The following is a 25,170-nucleotide window of genomic DNA, read 5'->3' on the forward strand; positions in this document are numbered from 1 at the left end:
AAAAAGAAAAACAAAATTCGCCGGGTCCTGCTCTCTTCAAAAGGCCGAAAAATCCTCAACTAAAAAATCCTCTTTCGATAAAAATAACTTTTCAAATCTTCAGGGGATCACACATTTCCGCGCAGGCCGGTCGAATCTTTATGAAAAATAGGAGATACGAAAATATGAATAAATACACACTGACAATATTCATGATTTGTCTAACCTTGCTCCTGGTGGCGGCTGCTCAGCCGGCGCTGGGCTCGGACTGGGCACAGTTCCAGAATGATAAAAATAATAGTGGGGTTACAGCCGATACGGCACCTATTGAAGAAGAGGATCTCGCCAACCGGTCAGTTGATATTAATGCGGCACTTGATGCCGCTCCGGTGACAGGAGATGGAAAGGTTTATGAAGTCGCCGCAAGCGGGGACGTCTCCGCTTATTACCTGAACAACTGGACACTAGCCTGGAAGAACGAAGAGATTCAAGGAACCGGGGGCTTTGAACTTTCAACTCCAGCTTACAACGATGGGACGCTTTACGTGGCACTCTCAAGAGGGAATGCAAGCACGCATACTGAGACCCATGCCCTTTACACCTGTAATGGTTCCGTAAAATGGTCAAACACCAGTCTCGGGACCTACCAGACAAATACCCCAATAACATATTCCAATGACAGGATCTTCTTCGGAACCGCCAACGTGGATACTATCTCCACTACTAACGCAGGTGACTACTATTGCTTCGATGCAAGTACAGGTCAATTTATATGGAAGCGCCCCAGCGAGACCTCTTCAGGTTATTACTGGGCAGGAGCGGCTGTTGCAGGCAACTATGTGATCTACGGTGATGACGCAGGCCATGTAGTTTCCGTGGAGTGGAACAATGTAACCGACGGAGTTGTCTGGAAACAAGATGAGATAAACGTTTCTGGCTTATACGGTGTCAGTGGTAAAATCAGGTCTTCCATCTGCTACTCCGAAGAAGAAGGTCGTATCTACTTCGCAACAAGATCAGGAAGCCATACCTGTTATGTTGGCTTTAACGCAACCACAGGTAACTTCGTTCCCGATGATAAAGATTACAACAATATAGGCTACACCTCCACCCCGGCGGTCTATAACGGAAGAGTATATGTCGGAGCCGGAGGCTGGGCGCAAGGAGCCAAACTCTACTGTCTGAACGCCGACACCCTGGATCAAATCTGGGTATATACCGGCTCCACAGGTGGAATACAGGGTTCTCCCGCAATTTCCACATACTATGATAATGGAGATGGTGAGGTTTATATTTATTTCACAAATAACGGACCAAGCGGTAGCTTATACTGTCTGAGAGATGAAACTGGACAAACATCTGCGGATCTCCAGTGGACCTTTACACCTGACGACGCGACATACACATTGCAGGGTCCTGCAATTTCAGGTGGTTCTGCGTTCTTTGGAAATGACAATGGCTATTTGTATGAAGTATATACTGCATAAATTTCCAGGGGTTGTATTTACTTTAATACTCCCTTCTTTTATTTTTTGAGGTATACACTATGAATTTGACAAAATACCTTCTGCTCCTTTTTTTTGCAGGCTTTCTGCTCATTATGCCTGCATCCGCAACGACATATGATCTCTACCCGGATGATCCTTCCGGAACAGCATACGATATCCTGCAGAATCAGACTCAGTCTGGAGATACGCTCTTTTTCCATGCCGGAACTTATACACGGAATGAATTGGGAATTTATTTCTGTTCTTTTCGATATGATGATATTGTCTTAGAAGGAGAAAATTACTCTACTGTGACTTTTGATCTGGGAGATACATTTTATATGGGGACTGCCGGAAGTATAACAAATAATTCTACAATAAGTAATATTACTTTTATACCGAATGCTGACAAAAAAGCAGACCTGAACCTGCGTTACTCTTCTGATTGCATTATCAAAAACTGTGAATTTAGTGGGAAACAAACACGTCCTTTTATTGATTTTTATAATGGTGGTTCGAACAATACTTTAGTATTCAATCAAATTAAAGATAATGCAGACAGAGGCATTCGTTTCTACAATGGAAGCGCTGGTGTTTACAATGGAATAGCTGATAATAGGATCTACCTAAACAATTTCCAGAATAATACACAAGATGTTTATGAAAAAGGAATGGAAAATATGCCTAATCCCGTTTACTGGCATTCTCCCGAACCCCTGGCGTATACTTACAAAGGCAAGACCTTTACAGGCTACATGGGAAATTACTGGGATAAGTATACGGGAGTTGATGCCAATGGAGACGGGATCGGGGATACTCCCTATGACCTCGGTGATTGCGGCCAGGACGACTATCCTCTCATGGCTCCTTTTGAAAATTATACAATAACCGAATCTCCCTCTGAACTCTTTTTTGAACCTTCGGATACCGTGATGGCAGGCCCTGGAGATACTGCTGAAATAGAACTTCTTGCTGACGAACTGCCCGAAGGTTTCTCTACTTACGTACTGAATATAAGTGTAACCGATCCCGAGATCGCCCGGATTTCGGGAGTTTCCTTCCCTGCATGGGCGGACACAACCAGTTCAACTGAAATTCCGGCAGCGTCTGTGGAGATCAAAGCTTCCGACCTTAACCAGCAGGTAGAAGCCGGGGCTTCGAACGTGACCCTTGCAACCATAGGCCTCGAATCCCTGGGCTACGGGACTTCGAATCTCACAGTAAGCGTGGAGAGTTTTAAAGACGATTCTGAAAACCCCGTGACACTCAGGACTATGGAAGCAGGCCTCAAAATCCCTGATTCCGACTGGTCCCAGTTCCAGAAAGACAGCTCCAACACCGGGTACGGCTTCAGTTCTGCCCCAACCCGGGACCCGGAAGTCCTCTGGCAGAACCTTACTTCTTCGGAGCAGGAACCCTGCGGGAGCGGAGGCATAAATGCCCCGCCAGTGGTTTCAGGAAATACTGTTTTCGTAACTGCCGGAAATGCCTCGGTCTGGGCCTTTGATAAAGATACGGGAGACCTGATCTGGTCAAAAGAAATGGGCGGCAGTTTAACACAGACAGCAACTCCTGCCCTGGGAGACGGAAAACTCTTTGTCCCGACCCTTGGAGGAGACCTCTACGCCCTTGACCCGGAAACCGGAAACGAGCTCTGGAACACACACATAACTGACGGAAGCCTGGAATGTCCCCTTACCTATTACGACCATAAGCTCTACATCGGAGACGGCCTTAAAGGAGGAAACGGAACCAAATACTACTATTGCTACGACGACAACGGTAGTTTCATCTGGAAACACGAAAACACAAACAGTTCCGGCTTTATATGGAGCGGCTCGGTAGTTGTCGGAAATTACCTGGTCTACCCTGTCTTCGAAGGCAAGATGGTTTGTCTCGAAAAAGATACCGGAACCTTTGTAGATGAGGTTGATTTCAGTAAGAGTTCGGATGTCTCTTTTGCACTTTCCGACCCCGGGATGTTCAGAAGTTCGGTAACCTATGCTGATGGTGCATTGTATACATCCTCGGAAAGAGGCCAGGAAACAGGATACTGCTTCAAAGTAGGGTTCAACCCTGATACAGGCCAGTTCCTGGATACCGGCTGGACAGCTTCAATAGGGTTTTCAACCTCGACTCCCGTAGTGTATAACGGAAGGGTCTATGTGGGACATGGAGAACACGGCGAGACCGGGTCAATGTTCTGCCTGAACGATTCCGACGGGGCAATCATCTGGGAGACTCCGATCAGCGGAGGAATAAAGTCTTCACCTGTTATTTCGGTCGAAGATGGCAACCCGTACATCTATTTCACAGAAGCCATAGTGGATGGCTCGATTTACTGTCTGAACCCTGACGGGACCCTTGCCTGGCACTACAACCCTCCTGAGGATTCCGCATACACTCTGCAGGGTGCAGCTCTTTCCGACGAAAAGGTCTATTACGGAACAGATAACGGGTACCTATACTGCATCGGGCAGGGAGAAGCCCTTCCCCCAACGGCAGACTTCAGTTCGGACAAACAGACAGGGTCTTTCCCTCTGACTGTTTCCTTCAAAGATATGTCCTTTAATGCAAACAAATTCCTCTGGGACTTCGGGGACGGAAACACTTCAACTGAGGTAAACCCGGTCCACACATATACTGCCGCGGGCAGCTACACCGTAACCCTTACCGTTGAAAACAACCATGGAGAGGACACCAAAGTTGTAGAAGATTACATTTACGCAGTCAAAGTCCCAACCATCTGGCCGGTTAAAAGCGGAGGGTCTATCCAGGCAGCTATTAATTCAGCCGATTCAGGAGATATCATCAAGGTCTATCCCGGGGAGTACCACGAAGTCCTGACCATCGACAAGAATCTGACCCTAAAAGGCATCAGGGACCCTGTCCTGAATGCTTCGGGTTTCACAGGCTCTTCAGGAATAACCATAAGCGCTGACGATGTCGAGATCAGCGGCTTTGAAATTACAGGGACCGAAGAGATGTGCTTTGCAATTAACGTCAATGCAAAGAACGCACTGATAGAGGACAACCTTATAGATGACTGTGCCGAAGGGGTATGGTTACAGGGGACTGAAAACACTCTCCGGCAGAATAACATCTCTAACTGCTGGGACTTTGCAGCCGTGCTTGACGCTGCAGGAGGAAACCGGATCTACCAGAACACCTTCCTCAATAACAATGGAGAATATGAAGGATCAAGCAGCCATATTTCAGGAGGTTCAGGTTCCTCCTTCCAGAGCCCCGAACCCGTAGAATACCTCTGGGAAGGAGAAAAACTGACAGGGTACATGGGTAATTACTACGATGACTACACAGGAAATGACTCTGATGGAGACGGAATAGGGGATACGGCTTACGCTGCAGGTGCAGGAACCGATCAGTACCCGCTTGTGATGCCGTACTCAAATTATGTTGAAGAGCAAAACGAGTCCATTCCTGAAGATTCCTGGTACCAGTTCCACGGAAAGATTGACCACCTTGGCTACTCCGAAAGCGGGCCAAAAACAAACCGGACCGAGTGGATAAGTGAGGATATTGACGCTATCAGCAGTTCTTCTAGCGTAATTGCTGAAGGGAAAGTCTTCGTGATATGTGGTGGCTCAGGAATGGAGGACAGTACGGACAGCACTTCCCGGTTAGCAGCCCTAGACGAATTTACAGGGGAACTGGTATGGAACGCCACCATCCCGGCAACAGTATACGGTTCGTGGGCCTCCCCTGCTTACGATAACGGCATGGTATTTACAGCAACGGGACCGGAACTCGGATGTTACAATGCGGAAACCGGAGAGAAACTCTGGAGCTTTAACAACACGGTTGGAAGCAAGGGGGCGGTTAATAGTGGACCGGCTATCGCAGATGGTATGGTGGTCTTCAGCGACTGGGACGGAAGCCATTATTACTGTCTTGACGAGGACACAGGATACCTGCTCTGGAGTTTTGAAGCAGAAGGATATGCGCAGTCAGTACCGGCATACGAGGACGGAAAGTTCTACCTGGCAAGCTGGGAATATGGGGATTTAAATCAGGGACATGCTTACTGCGTGGATGCAATAACAGGGGATCCGATCTGGCATATCAATCTCGAACAGAACTTCTGCGGGTCTCCTGCCTACAGAGACGGCGTCCTCTACCTGACAACCTACAACTTCTACGGGACGAGTGACTTTCTTGCCCTGGACGCCACTGACGGCAGCGTAATCTGGCAGCAGACTATCGAAAGTACGGATTCAACTCCTGCTTTTGCCTATGGAAATGTCTACGTTTGCGGAGGCTGCGAAGGCTTTTCCAATGTGCAGACCTACTGTTTCAACGCAAGTACGGGAGAAAAAGTCTGGGAAACCCCTTCCCTGACAGGAGAGGAAGGAGGAATAGGAGGCTGGACATGTTCGGTTGCGGTAGCTGACGGGCTTGCCTACGTCGGGACCGAAGGCGGCGGATATTTCAGTTACAATGACCTCTATGCCCTGGACGCCTTTACGGGAGAAGTGGTCTGGCACATCCCCCATGCAGGATCGACCCCGGCACTTTCGGACGGTATGCTTTTCAGCATAGGAGCGGACCAGAAAGTCTATGCCTTCAAGGACTCACTCTCTTCACCTATTGCCAACTTCTCTGCAGACATAACATCAGGCAATGCACCGTTGACAGTCAACTTCACCGACCAGTCAACAGGCACTGTTTCGTCCTATTCGTGGGACTTTGATAACGACGGAACTGTGGACTCAACTGAGAAGAACCCCTCGTATACATATACTTCAGCCGGTACTTACACTGCCAACCTTACGGTTACAAATGCAGAAGGAAGAGATTCCGAGGTAAAGACCGATTATATCACAGTATCCGAACCATCTACGCCTGCAGAACCGGTTGCTGCTTTCACTGCGGATGTAACTAGCGGCACTGCTCCTCTAACAGTTAACTTTACCGACCAGTCCTCAGGTACACCTACTGCCTGGGCATGGGACTTTGACAACGACGGAAACGTGGACTCAAGCGAACAGAACCCGGGCTACACTTATAATGCAGCCGGAAATTACACCGTAAATCTGACTGTGGAAAATGCTGCAGGGACTGACTTTGAGTTAAAATCGGATTACATAGAAGTTTCCGAAGCTTCCGGGTCAACCGTTACTCTCTATTTCGATCCGGAAAGTTCCTCAGTTTCAGAAAACGAATTTACTGAAATAAATATCGTTGCCAGTAATTTCCCTGCAGGTCTTTCAGGCTACAACCTGACTGTTGCTATCGACGACCCGGCTGTTGCCGAGATAGTTGATATAGAGTACCCGACCTGGGCTCTGATTACTCAGAACTCTACCCTTCCAGGCTCTTCTATCTACATGAAGACTGTTGACCTGGAAGATGCCGTTCAGGAAGGAGCAGCAAATGTTGTGCTTGCTACTCTCACGGTTTCTGGAAAGGAGAAAGGATCTGCGAACCTTTCGATAGGGGTTAAACGTCTGGAAGAAGATTCCGGAGACTCTATCGAACCAGCTCTCCTGGCAGGGACAATTGAGGTGACCCTTCTGTCGCCCCTGCCTGATCAGGAATATGCCCCTAAGGACCTTGACGGAGATGGCCTCTACGAAGACCTCACAGGAAACGGGGAGTTCAGTTTCGTAGATATAGTGGCATACTTCCATAACATGGACTGGATAGAGGAAAATATGCCGGTGGAGTACTTCGACTTCAACGGGAATGGGAGGATAGACTTTGATGATGTTGTGGACATGTTTGGAATGATATAAGAGAAAGAAAAAAATAATGAAGTAGAGAAAAAAGAATTAAAGAAGACTAAATAGAGAATAACCTTCTCATAACCAGCTGATTATGCTGGTTCCGGAAACAAAAAAGACAATAACCTTCCGGTGGAGACAGCAGAATATAGCTGTTTCCTCCTTTCTTTTTTGAATGAAAGTTCAGGACTTTTTATCGGAGAAAAGGCAACCTGACCGAGAACGATTCAATTATTGCATAAATCAGAATATTGTGTATCTGAGGACTTATGCAGGTGAACTGAAAGCCATGTCATTAAGCATTAACAATTTGTGCCCACATAGATTTTTTATCCAACTAATTTTCTTTTTACACAATATTCATTAGTATTTTTTTATGCATGTGACAATTCCAATATTTTGATCTGTTGCTGCCCTTGCTGATATAACATCTCCAAGATCGATGAAAAACTCCTGTAAGTTGAGCTGAAACAGAAGTACGGAACAAAGAATTGAATTCCAACCTGCAAAAACTTAGTGCCCATTTAACTGCACGAGCGCACGGAAAACTTTTATAATTTATTTTTTCCCACAACAGCAGAAACCGGAGCATGCTCAATAACAGGGAAACGGGTACCCAGTGAAAAAAATCTGGAATAGAATCTGAAAAATTTTCTTCATTTCTTCAGGGTTCTGAAAGAGCATGTTACCCATAAGAGTAAGAATAATTAGCCAAAGTTTTTTATTTTCAGAAGCAACAAATATCAATCTGTTTAATTGTATCTAATATAGTTAAATAAAATATTTCAGGAAAACTTGGAATATTTAGACAAAGTTATTCTATATATTGGAATTGTATCCAGCTAAGATACCAGCTAAGATACGAAAATTCCTTAATAATTCGGTTGATCTGACGCTTCAAAAAGGTCCGAAACCTGATTTGGCAGCCCCACAATACACAAAATGCGGCCCAATTCTTTCGCCCAGAACAACCGCCAACCCCATAAAAACATAGGAGGATCTCAAAAAAAGAAACTAAAAAACACTTGTTTTTATACACGGCTCTGCCTGAAATTTGTTTTAAACGAACTGAAAGTCAGGTATGCCCTTCATCAAAAATAGTGACAAGTATTGAAGCATTTTTGCCTAGAGGACGAATTTTAATTTGAGCTGTGTTTTTCATATTCAGCATTTTTCCGGATTTTGAAATGCTATCATTATCTGTTAGGCCACCGGAACTTTCTACAGCTAAATAGTCCAAAACCGGCTGATCCCAGAATCCTCAGAATCCGTGAGAATAAAAAAACAGAATAACAAAATTCAGTCGCTTCCTGCTTTCTTCAAAGGTCCGAAAATCCTTGAACCAAAAACAATATTCTGTCCGAGCAAACCGTATACCAAATCTTCGGGGGTCCGGACATTTCCGCGCAGGCAGGCTGAAACCCTATGAAAAAAGAGGAATAGAAATGCAAAAAAAAAGGTTTTTTGTTCTGACAACAATAATGCTTTTACTTTCCATAGCCATGCTGGCCATGCCAGCTGTTGCTATCGGTGAAGCAACAATAACAAGAACGATCACTCCCTCAGAAGTATCTGACGGAGATACCTACAATGTAACCCTTACAGTTTCTTTCAACATCGATGAGGATTCCATCGCAATACATGAAGCCCTTCCTGCAGACTGGAATCTTACTGAAGTTGACAGTGGACGTTACATCTGGAACACTTCCGAGGAAGATTATACATTTCTGGATTTTTACGGCACAGCCAACCTCACCGGCGTCACTGACACCATAACCTACAGTGTCACAGTGCCCGACGGAACAGTATCCGGTACCTATGACTACGGACCAAGCTATGTTGCCGGTGAATCTGCAAGTGAGGAGGAATTTGCATGGACGGAAAATACCATAGGTGATAACACTGTGACCGTCAACGGGACCATCCTCAACATTTATTCTACTGCACTGGAGAACACCAATCCTGGGGCGCCAGATCCGGGAATACCAGGTTTCGTAGGTCCGAACGGTGACGGCAAGACCGACTGCGGCACCGTGAACCCTATATTTATAACCTGGGCCAGCACGGTCGTGGACTACTCTCCAGCCAACCAGAGCATCACGGCAGGATTTTCTAATCCGAGCCTCGCCCTCGGTCCGGTGACCGGCGATAACTTCAACATCGTCAGCCTGGGAGATCTCGATCAAGATCAGATAAATGCAGGCGAACTACCTGGATCCGTAACTCTCGGGTTCGATTTACCCATAGCTAACGGCGAAGGACCGGACCTGGCGGTTTTTGAAAATGGTTTCATCGCCACAGGCACGGAGAAAATATTCGCCGAGCTCGCTTATGTGGAGGTATCCACTGACGGCATCGTCTTCGCGCGCTTCCCCTCGATATTCCTGACTTCCGGAGAGGTAGGCGGATATGGAAGTATAGATCCCACCGATGTATACAACCTGGCAGGGAAGCACGTCAATGCTTATGGAGATTCCTGGGGTACGCCCTTCGACCTGAGCACCCTTGCGCAGGCACCCGAAGTGCTGAATGGGAGCGTGAACCTTAACTCCATCAACTACGTCCGCATCGTGGATATTCCGGGCAGCGGGGACTTCAAGGACTCCCGGGGCAATCCCATTTATGATGCCTGGGTGACCTGGGGTTCAGGCGGATTGGACCTGGAGGCGGTTGGCGTCATAAACGTTGGTGTGGTTAGTGCACCAGTGGCGAACTTCACCCCCGATGTGACCTCCGGGACCGCACCGCTTACGGTACATTTCAATGACGAGAGCACTGGCGTAATATTTGACTATGCCTGGGACTTCAATAACGATGGGATTGTGGACTCAACCTTACAGAACCCCTCGTTCACCTACGAGGCCCCCGGCACATACACTGTCTCACTGACGGTATCCAACACAGGCGGATCGAGCACCGAAACCAAGGCCGATTACATCGTCGCCGCCCTGCCGGACTCACCGGTAGCCGATTTCTCCGTTGATGTGACCAGTGGCTCCGCTCCCCTGACCGTGCAGTTCACTGACCTTACCACCAACGGACCGGTCAGCTGGGCCTGGGACTTTGAGTCCGATGGCATAATCGACTCGTACGAGCAGAATCCCTCCTGGACATATAATGCCGCTGGTAACTATACAGTGACTATGACAGCCACTAACCTGGTGGCTTCGGATACTGTCACCAGGGTCAATCTGACCTCCGTGGAAAATTTGCCACCGATGGCTGATTTCTCAGCTGATCCTGTGGCCACTTTAATAGGATGCAGCGTGCAGTTCACTGACCTGTCTACGAACTCTCCGACCTCCTGGCAGTGGGACTTCAACAATGACGGTACAATTGACAGTACGATGCAGAATCCGAGCTACACATATACGACCGCGGGAACATACACCGTCAATCTGACGGTGAGCAATCCTGCAGGAAGCGGTGACGAAGTCAAGACTGACTACATCGTCGTGAAAGAGCAGGCCTCTCATGCCAGTGATTTTACATATACCAGTGACGGCAGCTCTATCACCATCACTGAATACACGGGGTCGGATGGTATTGTCATCATACCCGCGGAGATCGAGGGACTGCCTGTCACTACTATCGGTGCCAGCGCGTTCTACGGCTGCTCTGCCCCGACAACTGTAACCATCCCGAACAGCGTCACAACCATCGGCGACAGCGCGTTCCAAGATTGCTCCGCTCTGACAACAGTGAGCATCCCCGACAGCGTCACAACCATTGGCGATAATGCATTCATGAGCTGCTCCGCTCTGACAACTGTGAACATCCCCGACAGCGTCACAACCATTGGCAATTATGCATTCCAGGATTGCTCCGCTCTGACAACAGTGACAATCGGTAGTGGCGTCACTACCATCGGCACCAGCGCGTTCCAGGATTGCTCCGCTCTGGCAACAGTGACAATCGGTAGCGGCGTCACTACTATCGGTACCAGCGCGTTCCAGGATTGCTCCGCTCTGACAACTGTAACCATCCCGGACAGCGTCACAACCATCGGCGACAGCGCGTTCGGCGGCTGCTCCGGACTGACAATAGTTACCATCGGCAGCGGTGTTACGAGCATCGGCGGGGTTACGAGCAGCAGCAGTTTTGTGTTCTCTGATTGCCCTACTCTGATTGCGATCGATGTTGATACCGATAACAGTGCGTATGCCAGCATCGACGGAATCTTGTACAGCAAAGACGCCACAACTTTGATACGATGTCCATTAGGAAAGACCGGTCCAGTATCCGTCCCGAACAGCGTCACAACCATTGAAAGGGTTGCGTTCTCTGGCTGCACCGGTCTTACCTCTGTGGCTATTCCGGACAGCATCACCAGCATAGGCGATTATGCGTTCAGTTCTTGCTCTGCTCTGACCGCGATCGATGTCGATACCGATAACAGTGTGTACGCCAGCATCGACGGAATCCTGTACAACAAGGACATCACAACTTTGATACGATGTCCGCCAGGAAAGACCGATCCTGTAACCATCCCGGACAGCGTCACCACCATTGATGTCTCTGCGTTCTCTGGCTGCACCGGTCTTACCTCTGTGACCATTCCGGACGGTGTCACCAGCATCGGCACCTATGCGTTCTACGGCTGCTCCGGACTGGCAACCGTGACCATCCCGGACAGCGTCACCACCATTGATGCCAGTGCGTTCCGTGACTGCACCGCCCTTGCCTCTGTGACCATCGGAAACAATGTAACCAGCATCGGCTACTATGCGTTCCGCGACTGCTCCGGACTGACAACAGTGACCATCCCGGACAGCGTCACCAGCATCCCAAGCTATGCGTTCAGTGGCTGCTCCGGACTGACAGCAGTAACCATCGGCAGCGGAGTCACCAGCATAGGTGAGAATGCGTTCTCTGGTTGCTCTGCTCTGGCCGCAATCGATGTCGATACCGATAACAGTGTGTACGCCAGCATCGATGGTATCCTGTACAACAAGGCCATCACAACGCTGATACAATGTCCCTCTGGACAGACAGGTTCTGTAACCATCCCGGACAGCGTCACCAGTATCGGGAGACTTGCGTTCCTCGACTGCAGTGCCCCGATTGTCATGGTGTTCGAGGGCAACGCGCCGACGGTAGCCACGTACTGGAATTATAATTGCCCTAATATAGCAGTCTACTACTACGAAGGGGCTACCGGCTTCACAACCCCGCTGTGGAATGGTGTTCCGTGCTACCCTGCTCTCGTCGCCGCGACCGGCAATTTCAGCTCGAACATCGTCTATGGCAGCGCACCGCTCACGGTAGAGTTCACCTATACGGGCGTGGGAGCGAACACGTTCGCCTGGGACTTCGGCAATGACGGCACGGTGGACAGCACGGCGAGGAACCCCGGTTATACCTATAATGTACCCGGTACCTACTCGGTCAGGCTGAATGTCAGCAACCCCTGGGGCAGCGACAGTGAGGTCAAGACCGACTACATCACCATAGTCGAACCGGTCGATAACTTTACCTATATCTCCGACGGCACCTCGGTGACCATAACCGGTTACACTGGTCCGGTCGGCGATGTCGTCATACCGAGCACGATCAAGGGCATGCCTGTTACAACCATCAGCGCCAGTGCGTTTAAGAGCAATACCAACATCACCTCGGCGACCACACCGGACAGCGTCACCAGCATAGGTGACAACGCGTTCCAAAGCTGCTCCGGACTGACAACAGTGACCATCGGCAGCGGAGTCACCAGCATCGGCGACAGCGCGTTCTACGGCTGCAACGCCCTGACCTCGGTGACCATAGGAAACAATGTCACCACCATCGGCACCTATGCGTTCCGCGGCTGCACCGCCCTTACTTCGGTGACCATCCCGGACAGCGTCACCAGCATCGGCACCTATGCGTTCTATGGCTGCACCTATCTTACCTCGGTGACCATCGGAAACAATGTCACCAGCGTCGGCAGTAGTGCGTTTCAGGACTGCAGCGTTCTGACCTCGGTAACCATCCCGAACAGTGTCACCGAAATCGGCAGCCATGCGTTCCGCGACTGCACCACCCTTACTTCGGTGATCATCCCGGACAGCGTCACCAGCATCGGCAGCAGTGTGTTCCGTGACTGCAGCGCTCTGACCTCGGTTACCGTAGGAAACAATGTCACCAGCATCGGCAGCAGTATGTTCCGCGACTGCACCGCCCTTACCTCGGTGATGTTCACGGGCAATGCTCCTGATTCTGTGAGCAGCAGCTGGGTGGATGGATGTCCCGACCTGGTGGTGTACTACTACGAAGGTGCCACCGGCTTCACCACACCGATGTGGAACGGCGTCGCCTGTTACCCGCTGGCAGTGGCACCGGTGGCGGACTTCGAGGCCGACGTGATATCAGGAATCGGCCCTATGATTGTGAATTTCACCGACCTGTCCACCAGATCTCCGGATACCTGGGAATGGGACTTTGATAACGACGGAACTGTGGACTCAACTGAGCAGAACCCCTCGTATACATATACTTCAGCCGGTACTTACACTGTCAACCTTACGGTTGCGAATGCAAACGGTACCGATTCCGAGCTAAAGACTGATTACATCATTGTATCTTCTACACCTGCAGAACCTGAACCGATTGCTGCTTTTACTGCTAATATAATTGCCGGAACTGCTCCTCTCACTGTGAATTTCACGGACCAGTCCACAGGTTCACCTACTGCCTGGGCATGGGACTTTGACAACGACGGAAACGTGGACTCAAGCGAACAGAACCCGAGCTACACTTATAATGCAGCCGGAAATTACACCGTAAATCTGACTGTAGAAAATGCCGCTGGCATGGACTTCGAGTTAAAAACGGATTACATAGAAGTTTCCGAAGCTTCCGGGTCAACTGTAACTCTCTATTTCGACCCGGAAAGTTCCTCAGTTGCAGAAAACGAATCTACTGAAATAAATCTCGTTGCAAGCAATTTCCCTGAAGGCTTTTCGGGCTACAACCTGACCATTGCTATCGACGACCCGGCTGTTGCCGAGATCGTGGACATCGAGTACCCGACCTGGGCTTTGATTACTGAAAACTCTTCCCTGCCCTGGACTTCAATCTACCTGAAGGCTGTTGACGGAGAAGATACCGTAAAGGAAGGAGGAACAGATGTTGTGCTTGCAACTCTTACGGTTTCTGGAAAGGAGAAAGGATCTGCGAATCTATCCATAGGAGTTGACCGTCTGGATGACGATTCAGGAGAAACTATAGAGCCAGAGTTTTTAACCGGAAAAATTGAAGTAACCCTTCTTTCTCCTCTTCCTGATCAGGAATATGCTCCAAAAGATCTCAATGGAGATGGACTATATGAAGACCTTACTGGGAACGGCGAGTTCAGTTTTGTGGATATTGTGGCGTACTTCCATAACATGGACTGGATAGAGGAAAATATGCCGGTGGAGTACTTCGACTTCAACGGAAATGGAAGGATAGACTTTGATGATGTGGTGGATATGTTTGCAATGATATAAGAAAAAGAAAAAAGATGACGGGAAAATGGAGAAAACTTTCCCATGTTCCCTTCTATTTTTTCCCTTTTTTTCCTTTTTGAGTCTCATGGAGCCGGAAAAGCTCTTAGAAGTTTCCCTGAATATCATCATCGTTTCGGTGATTTCCCTTGAGGTCTCCCTTTCAGCCCCGGATTTCACAAAACTGTACCCTGGAAAAAACAGTAGGCTCCGGTGTCTCATCTCAAAAACATAGGGAACTGCGACGTAAATTTTACACCCATAGTGTGAATGTACGAAACAAAGAATGTGCAGGTAATTGAGGCTCTAATATGGACAGCAATCATAACACAAATCGTTAGCTGAAGAATTTATTCCCTTAATACTTGTTAGAAATTCAACAGCTCGTCCTGAAAAAAATGGCTCAATCCACACCGTCGCGTTGGAGCACAATATTTGAAGAGAGTGCATCAAATATATTTACAGTAATTCTTCAGAGATGTATAACTCAAAAAAATTTTGAAGCTGTGATGAATGTATACGAAAGTCAAGCGTTAGACCCGCATGTAAAAAGAGAAAGGTTCAGAGAAATTGTTTGAATAAGAAATAGAGGAATTGATCCAAAAAGAGTAAGAGGAAAAGGAATGAAATCCTTAACCTGTGACCAATGTATTAAACTCTTACTCAAAACACTTACAGGAAATACTTTACTGAGACTTTCATCATAAACGCTTTCTCTTTACTATTATTACAGCAGAAATTATAATTCCCGCTCCTGTGAGAATAGAGCAAAATCCGGGACTGGCTTCCGCATCATTTTCTTCTTCATTTTCACTTTCAACAGAATTTCTGGTCTCCATTTCTTGAATACCGGATTCTTCTTCATCTGCTTTGACTTCAGTTGAATATCCAGTTTTCTGTCCGGTTATGGCAAATGGAGAGAAACCGGAAGTTTTAGCCTCGAAATAGAAATATTCATCATCTTCATCCACTTTTTCAGCCGAAAGTGAATTCCATATATCATCATCAAAGTGCTGGAGAGTGATTGAATCTATATCAATCTCATTTTCTGTGACCCAAGCTTTGCTTACCTTGAAACCAACGCTTGAATTCTCAATGTTTTCCGGGGTTGCAAAACCTTCGTTTCCTACCCAGATATTCAGGTACCGATAAATATTTCCTTCGGGTTCGGTTGGAGTTAGCGTCGATTTTTCTTTCAACTCTTCAACAATAGTGGTGATTTTTCCTGCACTCTTTTTGGCATCAAATTCTATATAAGTAACTGGAGTGGCGTTCTGCGGAAACTCAAATTTAATATGATTTCCGTTTGTAACAAACTGCTGGGAAATTTCCTTTACCTTAACGTTACTGGCGGGTTCGGGAGAACCTCCACCGCCGCCAGAAGAACTGCTGGAAGAACCACCGGAAGAACCACCGGAAGAACTGCCGGAATTGGAATTAACCACATCAACATGGACCGGGACCCGTATCCCGGTCATCACTTCAGTTCCGGAAGTTGGATAAACCAAAATTTTACAGTCCACATCAGTTTCGGCAGAAGAAGGCACAGCGAGTATTACTTTTACTTCTTTGTTTTCCCCGGCCTGGAGAGTAAAAGAAGAGGGAGATATAGAGAACCAGCTCTCATATGTAGAATTATCGATATTGATTTCATAACTTGCAGATTCGCTGCCAGTATTAATCACGTATAACAATTGTTCTTCCTGAGCCCCGGGATTAAGCTCGAAACTCATCTTTCCAGGGCTGACTCCTACTCCTACCTCTGCTGCAGATACAGCCTGTACCGATATGAGAAATATGGTCATAATTATTGCAATTTTTTTAAGCATATTATATACCTCAAAGTGTTTTTTATCTTAATACATACAGAACTTTACAATAATTTGAAAATTAAAATAATGAAGTCAGGAGGGACTTTGGGATATTTCATAACGTATTCCACACCTGAAATATGGGATAGAAAGAACAGGTTTTATACCTCCTCCCCCCAGAAAATCAAACTTTCTCCTGCTTGATCCAGCTCTCCTTCGTATCCGGCAGGCACATCAAGCACGAGTTCCACTTCTTCCGTGTTTAGGCTTGAGATCAGCTGTGAATATTGGTTCCAGAAATTGGACCCTAAGAAGAGCGAATCATTGTACAGCTGAGTGTTGCCTTCTTCAGGTTCGGCTGAAATGGTCACATTAGAGTTTCCGGCATTAGTGATATTCAGGTGTACGACGCTTCTCTCGCCAGAAGCCAGAGACCCAAAATCAAGATCGGACATATTGCACTTGATAGAAACCGATGGCAAAACTTCTTCAGGGTCGGCAAAGGCATAGACCCGTCCGTCAGCTCCAATTGTGAAGAGTATCCCGTCGGAAATTGCAGGTGAAGCGCCCCCAGAGGGATAACTCCAGACTACATCCCCTGTATAAGCATCGAGAGCATATGTGTCAGCGTATCCGAAGTAATCATCTTCGGCGTATTTTCCTACAAAAACCATACCATCTGCAACCGCAACTGATGCGGTCCAGCCCCCGATCTTATCTTCGGCAGAAGTATTCCAGACCAGTTCATGGGTTGTTGCGTCGAAACAGTAAGTTTCGATTGTGCTAAATCCGGGGCATCCACCCGAGATATAGACATTACCGTAAGCAATAGCCGGGGTGGTAGAAACATCGGTGCTTGGAACGGTTTCACTCCAGAGGATTGAACCGTCTTCGGCGTCCAGGGCGTAAAGATTTCCGTCGTAAGTGGTTGCATAGACAACCCCCTCAGAAACTGCAGGAGACCCGCCTGCCTCGTAAGATAGCGTCTGGTTCCAGAGCTCGTCCCCATTCTCCGCATCGACGCAGTAAACGTGACCCGGAGAACTAAAGAGTGGCCCGCTTGTCATGTAAACCTTTCCTTCGCAATAAGCTGGTGTGCCAATGGCAACCCCGGTAACTGTAAAGTTCCAGAGTTCCTCTTCGGTTTCGGCGTCCCTACAGTAATAATGGTGAGATTCTCCATCACTATCGAATACTTTCCCATCTGCAACCATTGCCCCACCGTTGAGAGCATCCGCCCGTCCATACCATATCTTTCCGTTGTCATAGCAAAGAGAAGACCAACAGGGTGTAACCAGACCTATTTCGTCGGAAGAAATTACATTGCCCGTAAATTCATCAATGGTCACTATCCTTAATTCATCGGGATTTGTTGACATCGAGTCGGGAGCGTGGTCTACTCCACACTTGACAAAGACTTTCCCGTCAGCTATAACAGGCGAAGAGCTGGGAATTGCCCAGATAGGATCGCTTACCCAGAGCAGTTTATCAGTATCAGGAGCTTCACCCGAGGAGAAACCGGTGTGTGCAACGTCTTTATGGAACTGGCTCCAGGTATCGGTATTGTTAGAAGCCATGGTTGTTGAGGAAAGTAATAAAATGAACAGAAAAAACAGAATAACTGGAATAAATTTTATTTTTACATTCAGATTCATATTTTAGCCTTCCCGATTCCAATGATTGAAATTTTTCATATAATTACTCGAAATTGTTCGTACAAATTCTATAGTCAGAGGGAGAAAACTTTGGAACAGATGCGGTAAAATTCCCGGAAAGAGTCAGAATGTAGAAAATGCCTGCAAAGCTAACCTGTCATTATGTTCTGATACCTGAGAGATCCTGACAAATACCGGAAAGATCACTTTTCCATCCTTAAACCTCAATTTAGTTTTCAGCCCTGTTATCGAGTTTTCATACGCTGTAATTTAAAAAGCAGGATTTCGAAAATCAATGTTTATTTTAAAACAAACTTGATATAGAATTGGATTTGAATAACAAGCGTTATCTTTCAGAATAAGCATTTATTCAATTTCTTTTTAGTTGCGAATTTTTTAACTGGTTCTTAAACAAATCAAATATTTTTAACTTAAATATTTTTAACTGGGGAATTTTTTCCGGGTCAAAAAGTATATGAAAATTGATACGAAAAAAATCCAGAAAATTCAGGTGTTAAGCTCTGCAAAGGTAATAAAAATACAGAAGCTTGAAAACACTTTTTTCAATGACAAGAGTATGAAAAAGAAAAAAGTGAAACCTGACCTTTCAATCGAAGGTCAGAGTTTCTTTCTTCTTATCCCTATATAGATTGCACTGAGACTTGCAATTACAAAGAGCACCCCCACGATATCGGCTCCTGAAAAAGACATCCCCGAAGAGGGACTTTCTTTCTGGATGGCTTCTTTTTGCATCTCATACCCTTCAATATAATTGGAGTCCCCCGTTTTCTGTGTGTCCGGGACAGGCTGGCTTGTGTCCGTGCCGTACCCTACATCCGAAATGTCTGCTTGCGTCTGGTTTCCCGAGCCGGAAACAACTTCGGCTTTCCCAGTGCTACTGCCAGAATGGGACTTATTTTCCTCTTCCTCAGGTTCACTGGGCGTTGTAGGATCTTTGTTATCGAGTTCACTGGATGTTGTAGCATCTTCCATTGCTTGACTGAAGCCGGGTATGGATACAAGACCTTCCACAAATTCGGTGAGAAGGACGTTCCCGCAGGTATGATGACAGCAGGTTGCCCCGTTTTCTGCAACAGACTCGGCATATGCTGTTGCAAGACTCTCAAGAGTCCCGGAGTCACAGTCCCAGTAACCTTTGCGGGCAGCTTCCAGCATCCTTCCCGTGATTGATTGGAATGATCCGGGGCTGTTGTCATCAAACCATTCCTGCATCTCAGGGTCATCGATATAGGTCTCATAGATATTTTCCCAGACCTCGTCGCTGATGAGGTCAGTGGTGACCTCCCAGCCCCAGACATTATCTACAAACTCGGAAAACATGGAGGCACCGGAGTACCCGGATCCCATCATGCCTTCTATCCACTTGTCGTTAAAGTAAGTGGAACGCAGGTTTTTACTGAGGTATTCTTGCAGGGTGACCATTTCAGCGCCATCCGCGTCTCTGGTATCCGAGACATACATCTCGGGATATTCCCCGGTAAGGTAGTAGACCGCAAGGTTCAGGCCTCCGAAATACTGGAAGAAATCATCGTTATCAAAAGCATCGTAGAGGTTTGATGTCGAGGAATGGACGCTGGCGTCCACATCCGCAAGGTTCTGGGCAAAAAGCTCCGAACTTTCATAACCCCATATTTCGCTTCCGTAAGCATACCCCATGGTGTTCAGGTAAAGTTCCGCAATCGCCTCCTCATCGTCCCAGTTTCCGCTGGCCTCTACCAGGTTGGATACCCCGAGCTCGTAGGTCCCGTCTTTCACGGCATAACAGCGCATGGTAGAAAGGGTTTCCGCAAGAGCGGCAGCCTCCGTGGCGTTTCCGGTCTCATTTAAGTATTCTTCATATAGTTCGTCGTAGAGTGCCTGCGTGCTTTCATTCACATAGTTCGGATAGTTGCCAGCCGGTGCAAGGTTTGCAAGCTTTACCGCATCATCAACCATCTCGATTTTATCCGGAAAAGCATCCCTCATCCCGGCCGTTACGTAAACAATGTCTATCCGCGGTCTTCCGGGCATTGAAGAATCGTAGCTGGGCAAAAGCTCTTCTTCCGGGATCAGTTCCACTCCCTGGACTACACCGTTATCGTCCCAGACAGGCTTTACCCCCAGCAGGTAAAGAATCTCGGCTTCAAGGGTCCCGTGGTCCTGAATAAAGTCCACCCCGAACCTGGAGAATGCAACTTTGTGAGGATAATCTCCATATTTCTCATAATAGTCCACTAGCAGCCCCTGGGCCAGGAGTTTTCCCATCTTCCAGGTGGCTTCCGAGGGATAGAGCTCCGGGTTTATTCCATAAAAGTTTCGGCCGGTGGGGACGGCATCCGTCCGGGATACCGGATCGTTTCCGGGCCCAGGAGGGATATAGCAGCCGTCGAGGGCAGAAAGAATACGCTCCAGTTCCACATCCGAATCCAGAAGTCTCTGTTTGTACTCAAGCCCGGTAAGCAGGTCCTCGCTTATAGTGTCGTTTGTGGTCCCATAGACGGCCAGCTGTGCCTCTTCAGGGTTGGAATCCATGACGATCACTTCCCTGATCATCCTGTCGACCTTTGTGTCAGTAAGGGGAACTCCCAGCGGATACTCCGTGGTATTCGAATAGAAAGCCGCTTCGACTCGAGATTCAAAAGAGCTCCCGAGCATTGAACGGACCATGTATGCCAGTTCATCCCAGTGGGGATAAAGGATCTGGTCTTTGTAATCAGCCCCGAATTCGAGATCTGCTGTTACCGAGGAATTGTTCCAGCCGTATAACTGGTTCTGGGCTTCTTCAGAGTCTGCACTCTCACAAACCACTTTCCAGAGAAGATCATCCGGTTTCGTATCGTTTTCCGGGATTCCTTCCGGGTATCCGGTGGTATTTGAATAGAATGCGGTTTCGAGATCAGCTCTGAGTTCTTCTCCCACGATTAGCTTGACGAGAGAGAACAGTTCCGAATCATCGGGTTCAAGTACCGAGTCCAGATATCCGAGCCCCCGTTCAAGGTCCGAACTTACCAGGGGGTCACTCCGGCCGTAGACCAGGTTCTGAGCTTCCTGAACATCCGTTCCGTCACGTATCACTTCCCAGATCAGGTTATTGACCTTCGTATCATTCTCAGGTATCCCTTCCGGATACTCCTGATAAAAGGCATTCGTCAAATTAGCCTCAAAGCTGCTGCCCAGCAGGGCTCTGATAACGTCAGTAAGTTCGTCCTCCTGAGGGTCAAGGCTGTTACAGGAAGGAACCTCGGATAGGACGTGCATTCCATAGGCGATGTAATCTCCCTCGATATCTTCAATGTACTGATGCAGAACGTCCCTTACGAAGAGATCAAACTCGGTGGTGTTATAGGCAATCAGTTCGGTTGTGTTGACTCCGAGTTCCTCGTCAAGGGACAGGCTGTCCATTTCTTCAATAATCTCCGCCTGGTAGGCAACTTTGGTCTGAGTGTTCATCTCGAGCCCGTAATATTCCTGCATGAGCCTTGTGAGGTTTTCCAGTTCCGCGTATGCCCCTGCCCTTTCCATAGTAGGAGTAAGGTGGTCGATAATAAGGGCATTTCCACGATATTCTGCAGTCTGCCCCTCTCCCACATTAGCCACGATATAGGGGTAGATATTGGGAAGGTCCCCGAGCAAAATAGGGGACCATTCACTCGTCCTGTTCATCCCGCAGGCCTGGCCGGGCAGCCATTCATGGGTGCCGTGGGTCCCCATATGGATTATTGCATCCGCCTTGAACTCGTTATTTAACCACATGTAAAAGGCAATGTACTGATGAGTAGGTGGGGTCTCACTGCTGTGATACAGAGCCTCCTCATCCTGGAAGAATCCTCTTGCAGGCTGAGGCATAAGCCAGACACTTCCGCACCTGACGGCCGGGAGTACAACATATCTTCCACTACTGTTTTCCCATATCATGGGGCTGGAGTCCATCTCATCGGATTTATTCCAGGGCTCTCCCCATTTTTCTACCACAGAGGTTTGAAGCTCTTCGGGAAGGGTTTCAAACCATTTGTGGTAGGTTTCTATGGGAACCAGTTCAACACCCCAGTCCTCCCTGTTTTCCACGAGGTTATCGAGCATACCTTCGGCCCAGGACCCTGCGTTGTAGCCCTGAAGCATTAACCGATCCAGAAGTTCGTCCGAATCTTCAGGGACATAATCTATGTCATAGCCGTTTTCCTTCATAACCTCAAGAAGTTTACATAGACTTGTTACGCCGTCAAGATAGCTTGCAGTTGCGACATTATCTTTGCCTGAAGGATAGTTGTAATAGATTACTACGACTTTCTTTTCGGAATTCTCCTTGCGCTTGAGCTCGGCCCATTTGATGGAGCGGTTCGTAATCCAATCTACCTGGGCAGGCATCGGGACGTACTCATAAAAACCGGTGGTACTGTTTTTTTCACTCTCGCCAAGAACAATATATTCGAAGATCCCGTCCATGTCAGGGCTGATAGTTTTGCGGACGACCTGATCGGTAGGAATCCCGCGGCTGCTGTCTGCAATGTCCTCATATTCTATTTCTTCAACCACAATACCCCTCAGGACCGAAACATTGAGATTTTCAAGTTCTTCAATTCCCTGTTCGGGGTTGTTGTAATTTAGCCTGAAACTTTTAAGGGAAATCATGCACTGAACCAGGGGGGCCCCGCTTTCATCACAGTAATACTCCGTGATGTTGTCGAAAGTGTCAAAACCTGCAATCACATTACAGTCCCTGTCTTCAAGATCCCGGATCAGGGCATCAACAACTCCGGTATATCCGTTTTGAATGTCAGTCCTATGGAACCAGATCCCGATGGTGGGCCTTTCAGGGTCATAGCTCCTGTGGCTTTCAGCACCAAGCTCGTACCAGGCAAGGTATGTTGAAGTGTCCTCAAAATAAAAGGACTCGTTTTCAGAGCCGGGATAATAGAGCCCCACCATCGGGATACTGCTTCCGGAACTTTCGATATATGACCAGTCTCCGGTAAGGTCCTGGTTCTTGCCGTATGTTTTTGAGAGATAGATCAGCAAGTTCTCGGCGTTTTCGAGCCCTTCATCTGTTTCTGCACTCATATTGAGGAAGTAACTGCAAAAGGTATTGTTCTCCGAACCGTCGTAAGCATAATCCACATAGTCAGGAGCAAGGGATGGTGGATCAAATGAATAGATATCTATGACTGTCGTCCCGTTTGCATGTGCTTTTTCTAAATATTCCCCGAGGGCTTCATAGATATCGCTGCTCAACATATCACATACAACAACGTCCTGCATTTCCAAAAGCCCGGATTCTCCAGCAATTAATGCCTCATCACTCGGGCCTGAACTGCCGTTATATGCATTAAGGTTCAAAAGTTCGATACCGGAGCTATAAGGGTTTGTCTGCTCTGCAAGTTCAAGGGCAGAGTTGGCTCCATAGCCCAGGTACGCTATATGAACCAGATCCCAGTCATTGGTTATTTCCGGGCGGTTAGCATAGTTTTCCGCAAGATAGTGCAGGAGGTATTCGGCGTTCTTCTGCCGGACCGTCCCATCAGTGCCCATATAGCGATATAAATTACAAATAGGGTCATCGGCAAGGCCATCGGAAACATAATCAAAATAAGAAGGAGTGCCTGAGGAATTGAAGCTTACAAAAGCCGTTCCCTCTGTGTGCGCCTGCCAGAAGGTATCATTCAGGGTCCCGTAGATTGAAGATGAAAACCGGTCACAGAATATCAGGTCCTGTTCTTCGATCAGTCCGCTTTCTGCTGCTGACAGCAGATCAGCGCTGGGATCTCCGCTACTGTCGTATGCCTTGATGTTGGTAAACTCAATCAAATTGCTGTATCGGCTGTTGTTGGCCGCCAGCTCAAGGGCATCGTTTGACTCCGGGCCCAGATACATAATTTTGATTTCGTCCAGGTCTTCGAAAGTCCAGTCCTCTGTTAATATCGGGCGGAAGCCGTATTCTTTGGAGAGGTAGATCAACAGGTTTTCCGCGTTGTTTTTTTCTTCTCCGGTATCGATGCCCATGTTGTCATAGTAATAACCGATAGTAGTATCATAGTCTACCGGTCCCCCAAACTGCCCGGAAGTTGTTTCGTTGGTTTCATAAGCATACACATAATTAAAAAAATTTTTCCAGGTCAATGCATGATCCTGGGGCTCAATATTTACAATATAAACTCCAGCGTTGCAGATATCAGAAAACAGGTTTGAGTCATAATTGTAAATTGAACTGGAAAGATTATCACAGATCAGGATATCCTGCTCTTCCAGAATCCCGCTCGCGGCTGCAGTTTTCAGTTCGTCACCGGGGCCGTCTCCTGCCTCGTTGTAAGCTTCAAGGACCTGGAACTCGATATCGTCTCTGTAACGATTTGTTTGGTTTGCCAGTTCCAGAGAAGGGCACCCGTTGTGCCCCAGATAAAGGATTTTTATTTTTGCCCAGTCCGCCTGATTAATGAGGCTTACGTTCCATTCGGCAGTGATATCCGACCGGTTTGCATAGTCCTTTGCAAGGCAGATAAGCAATTTTTCTGCATAATCAAGGCCTGTTCCACTGCCTCCCATTCTGTCATAATAGTAGCGAACAGGGTTTTTTCGCGAGTCCCTGTATACATAATCAAAAAATTCGGGCTCATTTTCAGACCGGATATCCACAAAAACGGTTCCGTTGTCATGGGCTCTTTTTAATGCGTCTTCTACACTATCATATATGGGACTGTAAAGCATATCGCATAATATAACATCCTGTTCTTCGATAAGCCCGCTTTCAGCTGCATTCAGCAGGGAAGAGCTGGCCGCATAGGAGGAGCCGTATGCATTGACATTAGTGAAATTTATGTACTCACTATACTCATTCGTAGTGCTGGCTTTTTTCAGGGCGTAATTTTCTCCGTAACCCACATACATTACATTTATCTGATTTTCCGAAGCTGAAACAGCCGGTACAAGCAAAAAAACAAACAGTGCAATTAGTAACAATAAACTGTATTTAATTTTACTCATGTTATCCCCAAGCGATGTTAATCCCTGGAATCCGGAAGAATATTACCGGGGTC

7 protein-coding genes and 1 pseudogene are annotated in these 25,170 nt (G+C 47.5%); 4 read left to right on the forward strand and 4 right to left on the reverse strand.

Annotation, left to right across the window (positions count from 1 at the left end):
• The first annotated feature begins 164 nt into the window (after positions 1 to 164).
• Positions 165 to 1,466, forward strand: coding sequence for a PQQ-binding-like beta-propeller repeat protein (locus MA_RS22390; RefSeq protein WP_157860389.1), 1,302 nt, complete (start codon positions 165 to 167; stop codon positions 1,464 to 1,466).
• A 59-nt stretch (positions 1,467 to 1,525) separates the two neighbouring features.
• Positions 1,526 to 7,222 (forward strand): PQQ-binding-like beta-propeller repeat protein, encoded by a 5,697-nt coding sequence (locus tag MA_RS22395; RefSeq protein WP_011024172.1) that lies wholly within the window; start codon positions 1,526 to 1,528, stop codon positions 7,220 to 7,222.
• Positions 7,223 to 8,285: 1,063 nt separating this feature from the next.
• Here MA_RS22395 and MA_RS27730 read toward each other — a convergent pair.
• Positions 8,286 to 8,450 carry a hypothetical protein gene (locus tag MA_RS27730; protein ID WP_157860390.1) on the reverse strand — a complete coding sequence of 55 codons (165 nt, stop codon included), beginning with the start codon at positions 8,448 to 8,450 and terminating at the stop codon, positions 8,286 to 8,288.
• A 205-nt stretch (positions 8,451 to 8,655) separates the two neighbouring features.
• Between MA_RS27730 and MA_RS22400 the strand changes: the two genes are divergently transcribed.
• The gene (locus MA_RS22400; RefSeq protein ID WP_157860391.1) at positions 8,656 to 14,679 is read left to right on the forward strand and encodes a leucine-rich repeat protein; all 6,024 of its coding nucleotides are present in this window, start codon (positions 8,656 to 8,658) and stop codon (positions 14,677 to 14,679) included.
• Positions 14,680 to 14,952: 273 nt separating this feature from the next.
• A pseudogene (locus MA_RS22410) lies at positions 14,953 to 15,254 on the forward strand (IS4 family transposase); the annotation flags it as partial.
• 123 nt (positions 15,255 to 15,377) lie between these two features.
• Here the strand turns inward: MA_RS22410 and MA_RS22415 are convergent.
• The 3 genes from MA_RS22415 to MA_RS22425 all read right to left on the reverse strand — a co-directional run bounded on the left by MA_RS22415 (position 15,378) and on the right by MA_RS22425 (position 25,117).
• Positions 15,378 to 16,505: a PGF-pre-PGF domain-containing protein gene (locus MA_RS22415; protein WP_011024174.1), complete on the reverse strand. Its 1,128-nt coding sequence runs from the start codon at positions 16,503 to 16,505 to the stop codon at positions 15,378 to 15,380.
• 143 nt (positions 16,506 to 16,648) lie between these two features.
• The gene (locus MA_RS22420; protein WP_011024175.1) at positions 16,649 to 18,142 is read right to left on the reverse strand and encodes a PQQ-binding-like beta-propeller repeat protein; all 1,494 of its coding nucleotides are present in this window, start codon (positions 18,140 to 18,142) and stop codon (positions 16,649 to 16,651) included.
• Positions 18,143 to 18,760: 618 nt separating this feature from the next.
• Positions 18,761 to 25,117 carry a cobaltochelatase subunit CobN gene (locus MA_RS22425; RefSeq protein WP_011024176.1) on the reverse strand — a complete coding sequence of 2,119 codons (6,357 nt, stop codon included), beginning with the start codon at positions 25,115 to 25,117 and terminating at the stop codon, positions 18,761 to 18,763.
• Positions 25,118 to 25,170 lie beyond the last annotated feature (53 nt).

It is taken from the genome of Methanosarcina acetivorans C2A (genome assembly GCF_000007345.1).
In the GTDB taxonomy this organism is placed as follows: Archaea; Halobacteriota; Methanosarcinia; order Methanosarcinales; family Methanosarcinaceae; genus Methanosarcina; species Methanosarcina acetivorans.